The 17666-nt window shown below is 54.2% G+C and carries 17 protein-coding genes; 7 read left to right on the top strand and 10 right to left on the bottom strand.

Translation table 11 applies throughout. The features are described 5' to 3' along the window. The first annotated feature begins 3 nt into the window (after positions 1–3). The 3 genes from GOM71_RS11240 to GOM71_RS11230 all read left to right on the top strand — a co-directional run bounded on the left by GOM71_RS11240 (position 4) and on the right by GOM71_RS11230 (position 1975). Positions 4–591 carry a Crp/Fnr family transcriptional regulator gene (locus GOM71_RS11240; RefSeq protein ID WP_156281046.1) on the top strand — a complete coding sequence of 196 codons (588 nt, stop codon included), beginning with the start codon at positions 4–6 and terminating at the stop codon, positions 589–591. A 101-nt stretch (positions 592–692) separates the two neighbouring features. After that, entirely contained in the window at positions 693–1433 is a 741-nt protein-coding gene (locus GOM71_RS11235; RefSeq protein ID WP_156281044.1) for an SDR family oxidoreductase, read from the top strand. A 167-nt stretch (positions 1434–1600) separates the two neighbouring features. Next, the gene (locus GOM71_RS11230; RefSeq protein WP_156281042.1) at positions 1601–1975 is read left to right on the top strand and encodes a DoxX family protein; all 375 of its coding nucleotides are present in this window, start codon (positions 1601–1603) and stop codon (positions 1973–1975) included. A gap of 52 nt (positions 1976–2027) precedes the next feature. Here GOM71_RS11230 and GOM71_RS11225 read toward each other — a convergent pair whose 3' ends face one another. After that, a complete protein-coding gene (locus GOM71_RS11225; RefSeq protein WP_156281040.1) occupies positions 2028–2390 on the bottom strand; it encodes a winged helix-turn-helix transcriptional regulator in 363 nt (120 codons plus the stop codon). Positions 2391–2553: 163 nt separating this feature from the next. On the opposite strand from GOM71_RS11225, the gene GOM71_RS11220 reads away from it, so the two are divergent. The 4 genes from GOM71_RS11220 to GOM71_RS11205 all read left to right on the top strand — a co-directional run bounded on the left by GOM71_RS11220 (position 2554) and on the right by GOM71_RS11205 (position 8200). After that, entirely contained in the window at positions 2554–3831 is a 1278-nt protein-coding gene (locus GOM71_RS11220; RefSeq protein WP_156281038.1) for an MFS transporter, read from the top strand. Further along, entirely contained in the window at positions 3788–4636 is an 849-nt protein-coding gene (locus GOM71_RS11215; protein WP_156281036.1) for an aldo/keto reductase, read from the top strand. The genes GOM71_RS11220 and GOM71_RS11215 overlap by 44 nt, the downstream gene beginning before the upstream one ends. A gap of 1278 nt (positions 4637–5914) precedes the next feature. Next, entirely contained in the window at positions 5915–7255 is a 1341-nt protein-coding gene (locus tag GOM71_RS11210; RefSeq protein WP_156281034.1) for a phytoene desaturase family protein, read from the top strand. A gap of 18 nt (positions 7256–7273) precedes the next feature. Then, positions 7274–8200, top strand: coding sequence for an RNA polymerase sigma-70 factor (locus tag GOM71_RS11205; protein ID WP_156281032.1), 927 nt, complete (start codon positions 7274–7276; stop codon positions 8198–8200). A 38-nt stretch (positions 8201–8238) separates the two neighbouring features. On the opposite strand, the gene mmuM is transcribed toward GOM71_RS11205, so the two are convergent. From mmuM to GOM71_RS11160, 9 genes are all read right to left on the bottom strand, one after another. After that, positions 8239–9180: a homocysteine S-methyltransferase gene (mmuM, locus tag GOM71_RS11200; protein ID WP_367649562.1), complete on the bottom strand. Its 942-nt coding sequence runs from the start codon at positions 9178–9180 to the stop codon at positions 8239–8241. Positions 9181–9198: 18 nt separating this feature from the next. Continuing rightward, positions 9199–9948 carry an amino acid ABC transporter ATP-binding protein gene (locus GOM71_RS11195; RefSeq protein WP_156281030.1) on the bottom strand — a complete coding sequence of 250 codons (750 nt, stop codon included), beginning with the start codon at positions 9946–9948 and terminating at the stop codon, positions 9199–9201. Then, positions 9945–10667, bottom strand: a complete 723-nt coding sequence (locus GOM71_RS11190; RefSeq protein WP_156281028.1) for an amino acid ABC transporter permease — start codon at positions 10665–10667, stop codon at positions 9945–9947. The genes GOM71_RS11195 and GOM71_RS11190 overlap by 4 nt, the downstream gene beginning before the upstream one ends. Positions 10668–10687: 20 nt before the next feature. Beyond that, positions 10688–11509 carry a transporter substrate-binding domain-containing protein gene (locus GOM71_RS11185; protein ID WP_156281026.1) on the bottom strand — a complete coding sequence of 274 codons (822 nt, stop codon included), beginning with the start codon at positions 11507–11509 and terminating at the stop codon, positions 10688–10690. A gap of 453 nt (positions 11510–11962) precedes the next feature. Next, positions 11963–12271 (bottom strand): Dabb family protein, encoded by a 309-nt coding sequence (locus tag GOM71_RS11180; protein ID WP_156281024.1) that lies wholly within the window; start codon positions 12269–12271, stop codon positions 11963–11965. A 144-nt stretch (positions 12272–12415) separates the two neighbouring features. Continuing rightward, the gene (locus tag GOM71_RS11175; protein ID WP_156281240.1) at positions 12416–13126 is read right to left on the bottom strand and encodes an MOSC domain-containing protein; all 711 of its coding nucleotides are present in this window, start codon (positions 13124–13126) and stop codon (positions 12416–12418) included. 224 nt (positions 13127–13350) lie between these two features. Beyond that, complete coding sequence (locus GOM71_RS11170; protein WP_483311037.1) at positions 13351–14661, bottom strand: D-arabinono-1,4-lactone oxidase; 1311 nt, start codon at positions 14659–14661, stop codon at positions 13351–13353. Further along, positions 14658–15896 (bottom strand): amino acid deaminase/aldolase, encoded by a 1239-nt coding sequence (locus tag GOM71_RS11165; protein WP_483311036.1) that lies wholly within the window; start codon positions 15894–15896, stop codon positions 14658–14660. The genes GOM71_RS11170 and GOM71_RS11165 overlap by 4 nt, the downstream gene beginning before the upstream one ends. Before the next feature lie 4 nt (positions 15897–15900). Then, complete coding sequence (locus GOM71_RS11160; RefSeq protein ID WP_367649556.1) at positions 15901–17559, bottom strand: FAD-binding dehydrogenase; 1659 nt, start codon at positions 17557–17559, stop codon at positions 15901–15903. Between the last annotated feature and the right edge of the window lie 107 nt (positions 17560–17666).

Below are 17666 nucleotides of genomic sequence, written 5' to 3'. Positions count from 1 at the left end.
GCTATGGAAGAGACTGAGGAGCCGCTTTATGCGGCGCTGCAGCGAATTGCGCCAATTCCCCGCGAGGAGTGGAATGCGTTCCGCGCAATGACGGAGCGCCGCAAGCTCGCAAAGAACAGCCATTTTATCCGGGAAGGCGACGCTGCGGAATGGATCGGCATTTGCATCAGCGGATTGTTTCGGCTCTACTACACGACTCCAGACGGAGGCGAATATAATAAAAGCTTTTGCAAGCCGCATGAATTCATCGCCACTTACAGCTCGATGCTTCTAAACGCGCCTTCGTTTATGTCCATCCAGGCGCTGGCCGACAGCGAGTTGCTCATGATCCGATACACTGACTTTCAGTCACTCTATAATCGGCACCGCTGCTGGGACCGGCTCGGACGGCTCATGGCGGAGCAGCTGTTTGTGAAGAAGGAGATCCGCGAGCGCGAGCTGCTCCTGTTGTCAGCGGAAGAAAGATACCGCAGCTTCCTCGACGTCTACGGCCAGCTTGAGCAGCAAATTCAGCAATACCATATCGCTTCCTACCTTGGCATCACTCCTGTCGCCTTGAGCCGAATTCGCCGAAAAATAAACTTAGGTTAATGAAAACCTCCCCTTTCTATTCTATTTTTAGTTAGAACAAAAGAAACGGCTTCGCCATCCATTAAGGGCGGAGTTTCGTTTCACGAGAGGGGAGATTTGATTTGAAAAATTTCGGACATACGGTGCTCATTACTGGCGGAGCGGCAGGCATCGGCCTCGCTCTAGCCGAGAAATTTCTGGAGTATGACAACGAAGTGATTATCGTCGGCCGCGATACGCAAAAGCTTGATCTTGTAAAAGCGAAGCACCCTCGCGTCATCGCCTACGCATGTGATTTGGCAGACGCGGCGCAGCAGGATGCGCTCGTCGAGCGATTGTACATCGAGCATCCGAGCTTAAGCGTACTAGTCAATAATGCCGGCATTCAGTACAACTATTCTTTTCTGGAAAAGGAGCCTGAAGCAATCGCCGCGCTCGTCGTGCATGAAATCGCCGTAAACTTAACGTCGCCCGTAAAGCTCACCGCCAAGCTGATGCCGCTCCTGGCACGGCAGCCGGAAGCCGCTGTCGTTAATGTTTCATCGGGGCTTGGACTCGTGCCGAAGGAGTCGGCTCCTGTCTACTGCGCAACTAAAGCAGCGCTTCATCTTTTCTCCAAAGCATTGCGCTGGCAGCTTGAAGAAAGCCGGATCAAAGTATTCGAGATTATTCCGCCGGTCGTCGACACGGACATGACACGCGGGCGAGGCAAAAACAAAATAAAGCCGGAGGCGCTTGCCGCCGAATTTTTCACTTATTATACAAAAGACAAGCAAGAGGTTCCCATCGGCAAAGTAAAGCTGCTCGGGATTTTGCAACGATTGCTGCCGTCGATCCCCGAACGGATTTTGCGGAAAGGCTGATTTCGAAACCTAGTCGCCGCCTTTTTACACTTCCCAAATACTCCTTTATCCATTATAATGTGCTTAAGTTGATTGCAGTTAGTCGTTGGCTGCAATTTTCTTTTGGATTAAATGTGCTTATATCGATTGCATTTCAATCACTAAGGAAAATAAGGAGTGTTTGACGGATGGATATCGTAGTCATTGTACTGCAGAGCTTGCTTGCCTTGATGTTCCTGATGGCGGGCTTCAGCAAGCTGGCCGGAGTGAAAATGCATGCAGACAACTTTGCCAAATGGGGACTTCCGCAATGGTTCCGCATCGTTGCCGGCCTTGTGGAAGTGATTGGAGCGGCTGCGCTGATCGTCGGCTATTGGGAGCCAAGCTGGAGCGCCGTCGGCGGGCTTATTATCGGCGTTACGGGAATCGGCGGCGTCCTTACGCATGTTCGCGCGAAAGATTCCTTCAAAGAAACGATGCCGATTTTGCTGTTGGGCTTGTTCGGTTTCATCGTTTTCTTTGTTCGCTTGAGTGACCTGTCCGATTTTCCAGGCTTTAATTAAATGAGCGAAAAAGCTGCCCATCACGAGCAATCGGCGCGTGCGGGCAGCTTTTTCATTCCAAATTGTTTAAATAGCTTTTTTCCAGCACGAGACTTTTATCCCCGTACTCCTTCTCGATATGGCGGTCGCCCCATGCGCACAGCGCATTCAAAATTGGCCGCAGGCTGTCGCCGTATTCAGTCAGCTCGTACTCCACCTTAGGCGGCACCTGCTGGTAGACGATCCGATTGACGATGCCGTCCTGCTCCAGCTCGCGCAGCTGCTGGGTCAGCATTTTTTGCGTAATGCCGGGCATCAAACGCTTCAAATCATTCGTTCTTCGTTTGCCATGCGTCAGGTGGCATAGAATGACGCATTTCCATTTGCCTCCGATAACCTCCAAAGACGCTTCGACGGAAATATTGTATTTTTTCATCGCTGGGCAAGCTCCTTTATCGAAATCCACGGGCGGGTACTTTTAAGTGCCTATATCACTTTTTTGTGCCTAGAGCACTGAAAAGTGCGTACTGTTCATCATCGCAGACATCCTCCATAATAGCATTTACCGGCCGGAGAACACCATACTGGAGGAACGAAAAATGAGTGCATTAGATACAAAAAGAAGCACCATGGCGCTCCTTGCTTTAGCAATTAGCGCCTTCGCTATTGGCACAACAGAGTTTATCAGCGTCGGTCTTTTGCCGCTATTGTCCGATGATTTGCATATATCGATTCGCACTGCCGGGCTGACCGTTACGCTTTATGCGTTAGGCGTAACGCTTGGCGCGCCTATTCTTACCTCGGCAGCATCGCGAATCAAACGCAAGACGCTGCTGCTTATTATCATGGCCGTGTTTATTGCCGGCAACAGCCTTGCCGCAGCAGCAGACGGCATTGGCCTGCTGCTCGCGGCGCGCATCCTGTCCGCATTCGCGCATGGGGTATTCATGTCGATCGGCTCGACGATTGCAGCCGATCTCGTGCCGGAGCAGCGCCGGGCGAGCGCGATAGCGATCATGTTCTCAGGCCTTACCGTCGCCACGGTGACCGGCGTGCCGTTCGGCACTTGGCTCGGCCAGCAGCTCGGATGGCGTGTCGCATTTATTACGATCGCCATTATCGGCATCGTCGCATTTATCGCGAATGCGCTGCTCGTTCCCGGAAGCTTGCGCCCCGGTTCGGCAAGGCCTGTACGCGAGCAGTTCAAGGTTATCCGCAGCGGCAGGCTGCTGCTCTCCTATGCGGTGACCGCTCTTGGCTATGGAGGAACCTTTGTCGTGTTTACGTATTTATCCCCTTTGCTTCATGACGTCACCGGCTTTAGCGAACAGGCGATTGTCGTCATTCTGCTGCTTTACGGCATTGCGATTGCGATCGGCAATGTCATTGGCGGAAAACTGGCAAACCGCAAACCGGTTCAAGCTTTGTTCTACATGTTCGCTGCGCAAGCGGCGGTGCTTCTGCTGCTGTTCGCAACGGCATCTTTTAAATGGCTCGGACTGATCACCATTCTGGTCATGGGTCTGCTCGCTTTTATGAATGTGCCCGGGCTGCAGGTTTACGTCGTCATGCTTGCCGAACGATTCGCCCCGAAAGCGGTCGACACCGCTTCGGCGTTCAATATTGCCGCCTTTAACGCTGGCATTGCATTAGGCGCTTACTTGGGCGGCATAATAGCGGACGGTATCGGTGTTGTGCATACGGCATGGGCCGGGGCGCTTATGGTCGCTGCCGCCGTCGCGCTGACCGGCTGGCTGCGCAGACTGGAAAAAACGGATTCATTATTTGCAACTACATCTACATCTACATCTACAACAAAGGAGATCATTTACGATGACAACAGCACAACATTTGCAGGCAACAACCACTCTGCATAACGGAGTCGCAATGCCTTGGTTCGGCCTTGGCGTATTTAAAGTGGAAGAAGGAGCGGAGCTGGTCGAGGCGATTAAAGCAGCTGTCCGCAATGGCTACCGCAGCATTGATACGGCGGCGATTTACCAGAACGAGAGCGGTGTCGGTCAGGGTATCCGAGAAGCGCTCGCGGAAACAGGATTGAAACGCGAGGATCTATTCATCACTTCCAAAGTGTGGAACAGCGATCAAGGCTACGAGACGACGCTGGACGCATACGAAACAAGCTTGAATAAGCTCGGGCTCGAGTATCTCGATCTGTATCTCGTTCACTGGCCAGGGAAAGATAAATACAAAGAAACTTGGCGCGCGTTAGAAACGCTGTACAAAGCCGGACGCGTCAAAGCGATCGGCGTAAGCAACTTCCAAGTGCACCATCTGGAAGAGCTGATGAAGGATGCGGAAATTAGACCGATGATTAACCAGGTCGAATTCCATCCGCGCCTGTCGCAGCAGGAGCTGCGCGATTACTGCACGGCGAACGGCATTCAGCTGGAGGCGTGGTCGCCCCTCATGCAAGGCAAGCTGCTTCATGATGAGGTTCTCGGCGAGATCGCCGCGAAGCATGGCAAATCGGTCGCGCAAGTGATTTTGCGCTGGGATTTGCAGCACGGCGTCGTGACGATTCCGAAATCGACGAAAGAAAACCGCATTGTCGAGAACGCCGATATTTTCGACTTCGAGCTGAGCGAGGAAGAGATGAACCGCATCGACGGACTAAACCGCGATGAGCGAGTTGGCCCGAATCCGGATGAGTTTCTGTTCTAATCGTATCTGAGTGATTGCAGCTTTTATAAAAGGAAAGCCCTCCGGGTCCGACCCGGCAGGGCTTTCCTGCTATTTCGCATCAATGTGGAACGTGTTCACCTTCTAACGGAACGAGAATCCGTTAGGGCGCGGTTTTGCATCGAAATGGAAGGTGTGCGCCGAGTGTTAGGTCCTCTCGTTCCGTTAGGAAGCAAATATGGAGTTGACTGCGGCTCTCTAACGGAACGAGAATCCGTTAGGGCGCGGTTTTGCATCGAAATGGAAGGTGTGCGCGCCAAGTGTTAGGTCCTCTCGTTCCGTTAGGAAGTAAATATGGAGTTGCCTGCGACTCTCTAACGGAACGAGGATCCGTTAGGGAGTGGCTTTGCATCGAAATGGAAGGTGTGCGCCAAGTGTTAGGTCCTCTCGTTCCGTTAGGAAGCAAATATAGAGTTGCCTGCGCCTCTCTAACGGAACGAGAATCCGTTAGGGCGCGGTTTCGCATCGAAATGGAAGATATGCGCCGAGTGTTAGGTCCTCTCGTTCCGTTAGGAAGTAAATATAGGTTACCTGCGGCTCTCTAACGGAACGAGAATCCGTTAGGGAGTGGCTCTGCATCGAAATGGAAGGTGTGCGCCGAGTGTTAGGTCCTCTCGTTCCGTTAGGAAGTAAATATGGAGTTGCCTGCGGCTTTCTAACGGAACGAAAATCCGTTAGAGTGCGATTTTGCATCGAAATGGAAGGTGTGTGCGCCAAGTGTTAGGTCCTCTCGTTCCGTTAGGAAGTAAATATGGAGTTACCTGCGGCTCTCTAACGGAACGAGAATCCGTTAGGGCGCGATTTTGCATCGAAATGGAAGGTGTGCGCGCCAAGTGTTAGGTCCTCTCGTTCCGTTAGGAAGTAAATATGGAGTTACCTGCGACTCTCTAACGGAACGAGGATCCGTTAGGGAGTGGTTTCGCATCGAAATGGAAGATATGCGCCGAGTGTTAGGTCCTCTCGTTCCGTTAGGAAGTAAATATAGAGTTACCTGCGGCTCTCTAACGGAACGAGGATCCGTTAGGGAGTGGCTTTGCATCGAAATGGAAGGTGTGCGCCAAGTGTTAGGTCCTCTCGTTCCGTTAGGAAGTAAATATAGAGTTGACTGCGGCTCTCTAACGGAACGAGAATCCGTTAGGGCGCGGTTTCGCATCAATGTGAAGGTGAGCAAACTTTAGTAAGAAATAGTAAGAAAGTTTGTCACAGCTTCCGGCCTTGCATCGTCTTGTTAGCAGAACGATCATTTAGGAGGCGATTATTATGATGAAACAACAATACGATGTGGCGATTATCGGCGGGGGGATCGCGGGACTGATTGCCGCTGCGGAGCTGGCAAAGGCGGGCGCTACCGTCATTTTGCTGGAGAAAAGCCAAAAGCTTGGCGGCCGGGGGATGACCGTCGAGAAGAACGGCTCGCTGTTCAATTTGGGCGGCCACGCTTTATATCGGTTAGGCGAAACCTATTCGATCTTGCAGGAGCTTGGCGTCAAGCTCACAGGCGGCTCGCCTGCTGCCAATCCGTATGCGATTTGGGACAATAAGCTGCAGCCTATGCCGGATAAGCCGCTCAAGCTGCTGAGCTCCCGCCTGCTTGGCTGGTCCGGCAAAATCGAGCTTGCCCGCTTTGTCGCCGGACTCGGCAAACTCGATCCTTCCGGCATCCCGAATATGAGCTTGCGCGAATGGGCGGAGAAGCAATTTGCCGACCCGATGGTCCGCCACATTTTTTACGGGCTATGCCGGACCGCAACGTACAGCAAGGAGATCGACAGCCAGCTGGCGGGGCCGGTTCTCCGGCAATTAAAGCGTTCGCTGCAGCCGAATGGCGTTCTATACGTGGACGGAGGCTGGCAAACGATTGCCGATCAGCTTCGCGGCATTGCAGAAAGCTGCGGCGCTGTTATTGCAACGGGCAAAGGCGCTGCTCAAATCGTGCTCGATGAGACAGGAACAGCTGTTCACGGCGTGCAATTGCAGGACGGCGAGCTCGTGCGGGCTGAACGCGTGATTAGCACGCTCGCGCCTCACGATACATGCCGCTTGCTGGAGAAGCAGCCGGAATCGCTGCTGCAATGGAAGCAATCGGCTCAGCCGGCAATGGCGGCTTGCCTCGATCTGGCTTTGAAACGGCTGCCTGTTCCGGAACGGAATCTCGCCATCGGGCTCGACCGGCCGATTTTTTTCAGCAATCATTCTGCCGGATCGAAGCTCAGCATTCACCCGGGCGTGCAGGTTGTCCACCTGATTAAATACAATTTACCGGGCGAAAGCGACGCGCGAGCCGATGAGCTGGCACTGGAAAAAACGATGGATATGATTCAACCGGGCTGGCGGCAGCAGCTCATAGAGAAGCAATACTTGCCGCGGATGACGGTCGTTCACGATTACGCGCATACAAGCCGCAGCCAGCAGCGGCCCGGTCCCGCCGTGGCGGAAATCCTCGGCCTGTATACGGCAGGAGATTGGGCCAGCCATGGAGAAATGCTTGTCGATGCGGCTGCAGCCAGCGCCAGAAGAGCCGCCGCACTTATTGTGCAGCAGCTTGCGGACGCGGGCGGACGCCAGACCCCGGCTCCGTCGCAACGGCTCACTTATGTTTAGAAAGGAAGGTTGGCCGCAATGTCTGAATTTCCTTTTACGGAGCAGCAATATACGTCCTACAAACCGCTTCTCTTCTCGCTTGCTTACCGAATGCTAGGGAGCGTTACTGACGCGGAAGACATCGTTCATGAAGCTTTTTTATCGCTTAAAGATACAGATACCATCAGCAATTTGAAATCTTACCTGTGCAGAACAACGACCAACCGCTGCATCGACCGGCTGCGCTCGGCCCAAAGCAAACGCGAGCTGTACGTCGGTCCGTGGCTGCCGGAGCCATACGTCTCGGAGGAAGGGGCCGCTCCCGACCCCTTCCAAGCCTTCGCGCAAAAGGAATCGCTATCGACCGCCTATTTGCTGCTGCTCCAGCAGCTGTCTTGGGTCGAACGAGTCGTCTTCCTGCTGCGAGAGGGGCTGCAATACGAATATGATGAAATTGCGGAAATCGTCGGCAAAAGCAGCGTCAACTGCCGGCAAATATTCCACCGCGCCAAACAAAGCGTCGGGAGCTTGCCTTTAGAAGGCGATGCAAGCAGCTCGGCGTCCGGCGAACAAAGCCGCCAGATGGCGGAGCTGCTCGGACGGTTCGTCCAGTCGCTGCAGACCGGCAATTTGAACGGTCTTCTGGACGTGCTCTCGCAGGATGCGATCGTCTACTCTGACGGCGGCGGCAAAGTAACCGCGGCCGTTCGCCCGATTACCGGGGCCGACCGTGTCGTTCGCTTCTTCGAGGGACTGCTCAAAAAAGCGTCGCCGGGCTTCTCCTTCCGGTTTGCTCCGGTTAACGGCGAGCCCGGCCTTCTCACTTATGAATACGGGAAGCCGGCCAGCGTGCTTTCCTTCCGCGTGGAAGAAGACCGGATCGCAGACATCTATATCGTCCTCAATCCCGACAAGCTGACGCATATCCAGGTTAAAGAAGGACCGCGAGCGCCGAATGGCGGATAAAACAAAAGCCGAGGAGCTGTTCTCCTCGGCTTAATTGCTTAGGCTCTCGCCCAAGCGGCAATGGCCCGAATATCGGCAGGCGCGGTACGGCAACAGCCGCCGATTAATCGAGCGCCCGCTTCATGCCAGCGCTGCGAGCTGCCGCCGCCGCTGTCTCCGGCTGCGGCAGCGTGCCATGTTTTCTCTGTCGCATCGAAATATTCGCCCGAATTCGGATAGACGACGATCGGCTTCGCGGTATGCTGACGGATTTGACCGATCAACGACGGGATATGCCCCGGAGGCGTGCAATTGATCCCAACCGCCGCAACTTGCTCATGTCCGTCCAGCCATGCCGCGCATTCGGCAACGGGGGTTCCGTCGCTAATATGCAGCCCGTCGCGGGCACTGAAGCTGAACCAGGCGTAAACGCCGGGAAACTCCTCCTCTAGCAATCGGACGATGGCTTTGGCTTCCGCCAGACAAGGAATCGTTTCACAAGCGAGAATATCTGCGCCAGCTTCTATTAATGCTTTCAGGCGAATACGATGGAAGTCCGCCAGCTCCTCTTCCGTCAAGGAGTAGTTGCCGCGATATTCGGAGCCGTCAGCCAGAGAAGCTCCGTAAGGACCTACGGAAGCGGCAATAAGCGGCTTTGGCCGCCGCTCTTCGATGCTTCCGGCGTTCGCCCAAAATTCGTCCCGCGCTTCGATGGCCAGCTGGACTGATTTTTGGATGAGCGCCAGCGCTTCCTTTTCGCTTAATCCGCGCTTCGAGAAGCCTTCGACCGTCGCCTGATAGCTGGCGGTAATCGCACAGTCGGCCCCCGCTTCGAAATAGTCACGATGAACTCGCTTGATAAGCTCCGGATTTTCCAACAGCACTTTGGCCGACCATAAGCTGTCCTTCAAATCGCAGCCGTGCCCCTCCAGCTCGGTCGCCATCGCGCCGTCCAGGATGAGAACCGGATAGTTTTGCAAAATCTGTTCGATCGGATTCACCCGTGTCACCGTCCAATGCTAAAGAACTTGTTCATTCTTGATTGCCTTGCCCAAAAACTGTCTCGTCCGTTCTGCCGCAGGCCGAGTAAACATCTGCTCCGCAGTCCCTTCCTCGACGATGGCGCCGTTTTCCATAAAAACGACCCGGTCCGCTACTTCGCGGGCAAAGCCCAGCTCATGCGTTACGATCAGCATCGTATTCCCTTCGCGGGCGACGGTTTTAATGACCGACAGCACTTCATCGACCAATTCCGGGTCAAGCGAAGACGTTGGCTCGTCGAACAGCAAAACCTCCGGATTAAGCGCCAATGCCCGGGCAATGCCGACCCGCTGCTGCTGGCCTCCGGAAAGCTGGGACGGAAAATGGTTCATGCGGTCTTTAAGTCCTACCTTCTCCAGCAGCACCTCGCTAATCGCTCTCGCCTTGCCGGCATCCATCTTCTTCACGCTCGTAAGTCCGACCATGACGTTCTGGAGCACCCGCAGGTTTTTAAACAGATGATACTGTTGGAACACCATTCCTGTAGCCGTCCGAAGCGCATGAATGTCCGCCTTGCCGGCCGATCCGGCGCTGACCCGGATTCCGTTGATCTCGATGTTGCCGCTGGTCGGCTGCTCTAGAAAATTAATGCTGCGCAGCAGCGTCGACTTGCCTGAACCGCTCGGTCCGAGAATCGCGACGACTTCCCCTTTATCGACCGTCAGATCGATCCCTTTCAGCACATGCTGCTTGCCGTAATATTTGTGGAGCTGCTCGATTCTGATCATGATACGACACTTCTTTCATAGATTCGGATGCGCTTCTCGACTCTTGCCAGCACTTTCTCGATGACGATGCACAAGATCCAATAAATGGCCGCGACAGCAATATAGACCTCGAAATAAGCTAGACCGCGTGCGCCGATAATTTTGGCCTGGCCCATAATATCCACGACGCCAATGACGAATACGAGCGACGTATCTTTAATTGTACTGATGAACGTATTGCCCAGGTTGGGAAGCGCGGTCGTAAGCGCTTGAGGCAAAATAATTTTGACCATCGTCTGCGTCTGGCTCATCCCGATTGCGCTGGCCGCCTCGAACTGTCCCCGATCCACCGATAGGATCGCCGAGCGAATCGTTTCCGACAAATACGCGCCCAAATTAAACGAAAACGATAGCAGCGCAAAAAGCTCAGGCGCCATCACATTGGCGTCAAACCCTTGAAACCAGCCGTATTCCGTCTGAAAAAAATAAATCACTTTCGGGATGCCGTAAAAGATCAAATAAATCTGCACCAGCAGTGGAGTTCCTCTTACGAAAGAGACATAAACGGCAGCAAGGCGCCCGACGACGGGCACCTTGTACATTCGTGCGAGGGCTGCGAACAACCCGATAATAATCCCCAAAGCCATGGACCCGACGGCAATTGATACGGTAACCGGCAAATGCGCGAGAATGGACGGGAGCGTTTTCCATATATAATTGAAGTCAATAAGCTTTTCCATAGGTTCGTACCTCTTGGCTGTTATTGAGGGATGTACTCGCCCTCGGTCCATTTTTTCGACAATTCCGCCAGCGTGCCGTCTGCCTTCAGCGCTTTAAGGATCGGATCGATCTTTGCTTTCAGCTCTTCGCCCTGCTCGTCCTTGTTGAAGACAAGGGCAATATTGTCCGATTGGATCGGTTCTTTGATAACGTCGAGCTTCAGGTTATGCTCTTTAATGATCGCCTTTGTCATGATCGGGTCGTTGACATAAGCGTCCAGCCGGCCGTTCTGAACATCCTGCAAAATATCCGCCGGGCTGCCGACGTCGCTGTATTTCAAAATGATTTTATCGCCGTGCGTTTTGTTGTATTCCTCAAGCAGCACCGTATAGGAATCGCCTGCGACGGCGCCGACCTTCTTGCCTTCTAGATCCTTGAGCGAGCTGATGCCCGTCGTGCCTTGCTTTACGATAATAACGGTCTGCGCCGAGAAATACGATTCGTCCGAGAACAGGTATTTCGCCTCGCGCTCCGCGCTTTTCGCCACTTCATCGGCAATGAGTTGTACTTTATTCGATTCGAGCGACAAGAAAATGCTGTCCCATGTCATTGCGGAAAATTCGAATTTGTAGCCGTCCAGCTTTTTGTCGATCTCTCTAATGACTTCGACATCGTATCCGGTAAGCTGGTTGTTATCGTCCACATAAGCGAACGGCGGGTAGTCGTTTTGCGTGCCTACAATAATCGTTTTCTCCTCTGCTGCCGACGTTGTGTCCGCCTTCTCGGAGGAGCATGCGCTCAGAGCCGCCGCCGCAAGCAGAAGTATAATGCCGAATGCCGAAATCGTTTTAAGCTTTTTCATGTTCAGTTCCCCTCGTAATCTCCATAGAATAAACAGATTAATACCAACCATTTTAATAGGATTTAAGTGTATTATACCTGTTTTTTCTATCGTTGCAAGCTATAATCTCTCAATATACTCTTTCGATTACGGCTGACACACTGAAAAAAAAGCCATTCCGAGCGGAATGGCTTTCATATGCAGGTGAAATCATCTTATTTGACTACTTCGCTGTCCGCAGCCTTAAGCAACGCCAGTATCTCAACAACGCCGTCTTACAGCGCCAAATGCCGCATTGACAAAAGACGGAACCATCTTACGCTTTCGTGCAGCCAAGCCTCGGAAGGCCCTCCGTCCAGCTCCCATCATGCTTGTCGGTCAATCCTTAGTGCAATTGTTTGCACAAAAGACTAAGAAACGCGCATCACGACTTATCATAGCCAGCGCGTTCCCTTTACCTATGTAACCGCGGTCTTACACAATCTCGTTGTAATCAATCTCCAAAAACTTCTCAACTTCCTTCTCCCACCGGTTTGCAACGAAATCGACATGCAGCGGATGCACGTTGTATGCCTCGTAATCGGCCTTGTTGTCAAACACCATCGAAAATCCGAAATCGTATGTATTTTTCGGGCTCACTTGCCGCAGGACGCGGAACTCTTTCACTGTCGGGATCGAGCTCAATATCGCTCTGCCGTCAGCCAAAAAACGCTGTTCTTCTGCCGATCCGGCCGCGTGCTTTAACGAAAAAATAACCGAGTGAATAATTGCCGTTTGAGACATGAAACACACTCCCTTATATGAATCGAATTCGAATGAAGCAGAAATCTGACTCTATTCTAGCTTAGCTCTGTCGATTGATCTACTCCAATCATGATAAAAAAAGCCAATGCATCGGCTGACGCATCGGCTTTTACGCAAACCGTTTTATCGCTCCATAAATACGCCGTCGCCGACGCTAATCCGGCCGGGTTTCACGACAGAGGCGTAGACGCCGAAGTTCAAACCGAGCTCCTCGTTCACCTTCCTCAGCAGAGAAGGATCGCGCTCCAGCGAATCCGGGTCGATTGTAATCATCGAGCATCGCTCGCAAAACCCTTCAGCACGAAATTCAGCGTCGCCAACCGACAGCGTTCTGCCGATCCATTCGCTTTCCTTCAACCCGTTATCGTCAACCGTAACGATAAGATTGGCGCGGAATCTGCGCTGGTCAAGCTCCTTGCCCCAAAGCCGCTCCAGCTTCCGCAAGGAATCGTCGGTGATGATCAGAATGCTGGCCGCATCAACCGACAACAGCTTGGCATCCTCAGGATGAGGCGCTTGGTAAGCGCTCATCGAAATTTTCCGCTTCGTAAACGGCTGAAGCTCCTCCGCCAAAGCATGGTCCCAAGAAAGACTTCGCCCGTCGGGAGAAGTAATGCTAAGCTGTTCGTTCGACAGCTTCGCCTCGTATGCGAGCATCGCCGGTATGTCTCGGGCAGTTATAAAGCTGTCCCAGCCTGTTTTGCTTTCGTCGTAAAAAGCGTATACGCGATCTCCTTTCAACCCGCAGCTTTCCACGCTGCAGCTGTCCAGCTTTTCGCCCGCCAGCGATTTAACCGGGAATCGGTTTATTTCATCCACAACGCCTAATCGCATTTTTTCCAATTTGAAGCCCTCATCTCCCATAAAAGTCTCTTTATCAATAGCAACAGCTTTTACCAAAATATATCATAAATTTCCGCAAACCAGCTTATCGCGATTCCTCGTTGCCTTGCCACCGCGGTAAGCGCGGCCAGCAGCCGCCGGAATTTATCATCGAAGCTGTGAGATAACCTCTAACAGACAGAACAGTGCCCGCGGCTCCAGGCTTCTTTTTCCCGCTATACAAACAGCTTCTGCATATAGTCCGTGAGGAAAATCCGCTCAGGATCCAGCTTCTCGCGAACTTCGGCGAACGATTCCCATTTCGGGTACAGCGCCTTGAGCTGTTCCGCCTGCAAGCTGTGCATTTTGCCCCAATGCGGCCTCCCGCCGTGGCGCAGAAAAATGCGTTCCATCGCCGCAAAATAGTCTTCGTGAGGCATCCCTTTGTACATATGAACCGCGATGTAAGCCGAATCCCGGCCATGTGCCGGACTCAGCCAAATATCGTCGCCCTTGGCGTAACGGCATTCGATCGGAAAATGTACCCGGTAGCGCCCCCGTTTCTGCTCCGCGCGCATCTCCTCAATAACCGGCTTCATCGCCTCCGCCGGCAGATTATATTCCATTTCGTTAAAACGAACGAGCCTCTGTGTGGCGAACAGCCGGTGGCTGTAATTAACCTTGCTTCCAACCGGCACTTGCGAGGCTGACAGCCGGCTGACCCATTTGCTCGTTCCCGGCACTTTGCGGCTAATCTCGGAAAGCAAGCCAAACAGCGTATTCTCGATCCATACGTCGCTAATGTGATCCCACATTTTTCGTTCCGAGGCCGGCTTTTCGGTTATATTCATCAGCTTGATCTGGCAAGGATCGGCGTATGGAAACCAATAAAATTCAAAATGGCGGTTGTCTGTCGCTAAGCGAGGGAGCTGCTGGAGACAGGAGGCCAGCGGCATTCGGCTGCTCCTATATTCGAGCTTATACGCCTTCCGCAGCTTCAGCTTGACTTGAACAATAACGCCAAGCACGCCGAGCGAAATCTGCATCGCTTTGAACCATTCCGGATGCGACTCCGGCGTACATTCCACAACCTCGCCCGTGCCGGTAACCACCGTCAGACCGACAACCTGCGTCGCCAGATTTCCAAGCTCTCGCCCCGTGCCGTGCGTTCCGGTGCTGACCGCGCCGGCGATCGACTGCACGTCGATGTCGCCCATATTTTGCTGCCCCAGCCCCTGCTCGAACAACAGCTCCCCAAGCAGCTTCAGCTTCGTTCCCGCCCATACGGCAGCAGTTTGTCCCTCAGGGTCGACACTGACGATGCCTTGCAGCTCGTCAAGCGACACTAACATGTCGTTGGATGCGGCAATCGCCGTGAACGAATGACCGGAGCCGACGACACGCAGTTTTCTTCCCTCGCGCAAACATTCCCGGACGATGCTGACGACTTCTTCGATCGAACGCGGGAACACCGCTTTGGCTGGTGTCGCTTGCACCGAACCGGACCAGTTGGTCCATGTTTTTCCGGAGCTTATCGTCATACTCATACGAAGCATTCCCCCATTCCTCGGTAGGTCGCATATTCCGCAACAATTCGCCCTTGCGATACGGCATGCAGCGTCTTGAACCGCTCGCAAAGCTCGCCCGCCTTGGCGTGGCGGAAATATACAGGATCGCCTAGCTCGAGCCGAACCCCTTCTTTGCACAGAAGCGGCGTCTGCACCTCGCCCGCTCCCTCCAGCTTGGTCAGTATGACGCCTTCCGGCAAATACGGCTTCGGCAGCTTCTCCGGCCCCGCCGAGCCGGATGCGGTATAGCCGCCGCTCATGCAGGTGACCATATTGTCCTTCGGCCGCCGCACCACCTCGACAGCGTACCCGGCTGCCGGCTGATAGCGGAAGGATGCGTAGTAATCGAACAAGCCGGGCGCGTAAAACCCGGAGCCAGCCGTTATTTCGGTTACGCAAGCCTCCAGACGGGAGCTGTCGAGGCTTCCAGTGCCTCCGGCATTGATGAAACGAAGCTCAGCGCCCATCGCGGCCAGCTTCTCCGCCGCTTCCTTGCGCCGTTTGGCCGCCTCCGCGATCGACTGCTTTTTGAGCCAGCTAACAAGCTTGTTTTTGACCGGACTGCCGGGCATTCTATCGCCGACTCCCGCCACCTGCGCCTCATAGCCCATAATCCCTTCAAGCTTGAGCCAAGACGATTGAAGAATATGCTCGGCGAGCGGCTGAAGCTGCTGCCAGCCGTGTATCGGAGAGCGCCAGACGCCGAAATGCAAGCCCGGGTAATCCGTCGACATATCGAGATCGATACAGACCGCAAACACAATGCCCCGATCCTTAGCGATTTTCTCCAAATGCGCCGCATGCTCCAAGCAATCGATCATAAAGACAATGGAACGGCCTTGCCCGATCCAATCCGCCAGTTCGGCAATCGCATCTTGATGCCACTGCGGATAGCCGAGCAGCAAATCGTCAAAGCCGTGACGAGCCAAGAAGGCAGCTTCCTCTGCCGTGTAGCACATAATCCCTTGATAAACCTTATCGGAGTCTAAAATGCGGCGAAGCACCTCTGTGCAGCGAATCGACTTGCTGGCGAGACGCACTTTTTTGCTCCCGGCCGCTTGAGCGATTGCCTTCGCGTTGGCATCCAGCATATCCAGATCGACGTAGGCGTAGGGCATCGGCAAGCCCGCGAACGCCTGTTTATAGTAAGCATATTTGTCCATAGCCAGCAGCTCCTCTTCATTCACTCGTTCCCTCTGTCGTCGGCCGTGCATAAAGCTAGATCAGTTCTGCTCCAGCCGCTCTGCCCGCCGTTCTGCCCGAGAACAGGCAGCCGCCGAGGAACGTGCCTTCCAATGCGCGATAGCCGTGCAGCCCGCCCCCGCCGAAGCCGGACGCTTCGCCCGCCGCATAGAGGCCGGGAATCGGATCGCCGGCAGCGTTCAGCACCCGACCGCTTAAGTCGGTCTGCAAGCCGCCGAGCGTTTTGCGGCTTACGATTTGCAGCCGTACCGCGATTAGCGGGCCATTCTTCGGGTCGAGCAGCTTGTGCGGAGCGGCGACGCGAATGAGCTTATCTCCGATATAATTCCGTGCGCCTCGAAGCGCCGTAATTTGCAAATCCTTCGTGAACGCATTGTCCATCTCCCGGTCGCGCGCCCGAAGCTGCCGTTCAATGGCCGCCACGTCGAGCAGCGGCTCTCCGCCAATGAGCTTGTTCATGCCCGCTGCGAGCTCTCCAATATTGCTCGCGATAATGAAGTCCTCGCCCTTGTCCATAAAAGCCTGCACCGGAGTAGGCGCGCCAGGCAAAGCACGGGACAGCACCTTGCGGATGCTTTTGCCGGTCAGATCGGGATTTTGCTCCGATCCCGAGAGCGCGAATTCTTTTTCGATTATTTTTTGCGTCAAAATAAACCACGAATAGTCGTAGCCGGTCTTCTGAATCGCCTCGAGCGTGCCGAGCGTGTCAAAGCCGGGAAAGTTCGGCGCCGGAAACCGGTTGCCTTTCGCATCAAGCCAGATCGAAGACGGGCCGGGAAGAATTCGGATGCCGTGATTGTTCCATACCGGCGACCAGTTTTTCAGCCCCTCCGTATAGTGCCACATCCGATCCCGGTTGACGATTCGTCCGCCCGCTTCCTCCGTAATGCCCAGCATCCGTCCGTCGACGTGCGCCGGGACGCCCGACAGCATATGCTTCGGCGGCTGCCCGAGACGGCTAGGCCAGTTTTGCCGCACCAGGTCGTGATTGCCGCCGATGCCGCCGCTCGTCACGATGACTGCTTGCGCCGCATATTCGAATGCGCTGACAACGGTCCGCGAGCTTGCCTCTCCGCGCACAGCTTCGCTCGGCTCCAATATGGAACCGCTTACACCAGTAATTGCGCCGTTGTGCTGAATGAGGCTGTCGACGCGATGGCGATTCAGCAGTGTAATGCGGCCGTTGCTCTGATGCTCACGCACGCGGCGCTCGAACGGCGCAACGATCGCCGGTCCTGTTCCCCAGACGATATGGAAGCGCGGCACCGAATTGCCATGGCCCTCGGCCAAATAGCCGCCCCGCTCCGCCCATCCGACGACAGGAAAGAAACGAATGCCCATGCCATGAAGCCAGGAGCGCTTCTCGCCAGCGGCGAAATCAATATAAGCTTCCGCCCACAATCGGCCCCAGTAGTCCTCGTCATGCTCGCGGTCAAAGCCGGCCGAGCCCATCCAGTCTTGCCGCGCCAGCTCTCTCGAATCTTTAATGCCTAAACGCCGCTGCTCCGGAGAGTCTACCAGAAACAAGCCGCCGAACGACCACCAAGCTTGGCCGCCAAGCGACGCTTCCGGCTCTTGATCCAGCACGGCTGCTTTTTTCCCGGCATCCGCGATTTCCGCCGCCGCGACAAGACCCGACAAACCCGCTCCTACTACGATCGCATCGAATTCCACCGACAAGCCTCCCCAAGTTTGGAAGTGATTTTTATCTATATTCTAACATAGGATGTTCGATTATAGACCGAAAACCTGTACCCTGTTGAGAACAAAAAAAATCCCCT

This window comes from Paenibacillus sp. NEAU-GSW1, from assembly GCF_009737085.1.
Classification (GTDB): Bacteria; Bacillota; Bacilli; order Paenibacillales; family Paenibacillaceae; genus Pristimantibacillus.
Note: the sequence above shows the minus strand (reverse complement) of the source record. Positions and strands in the feature narration are given on the sequence as shown.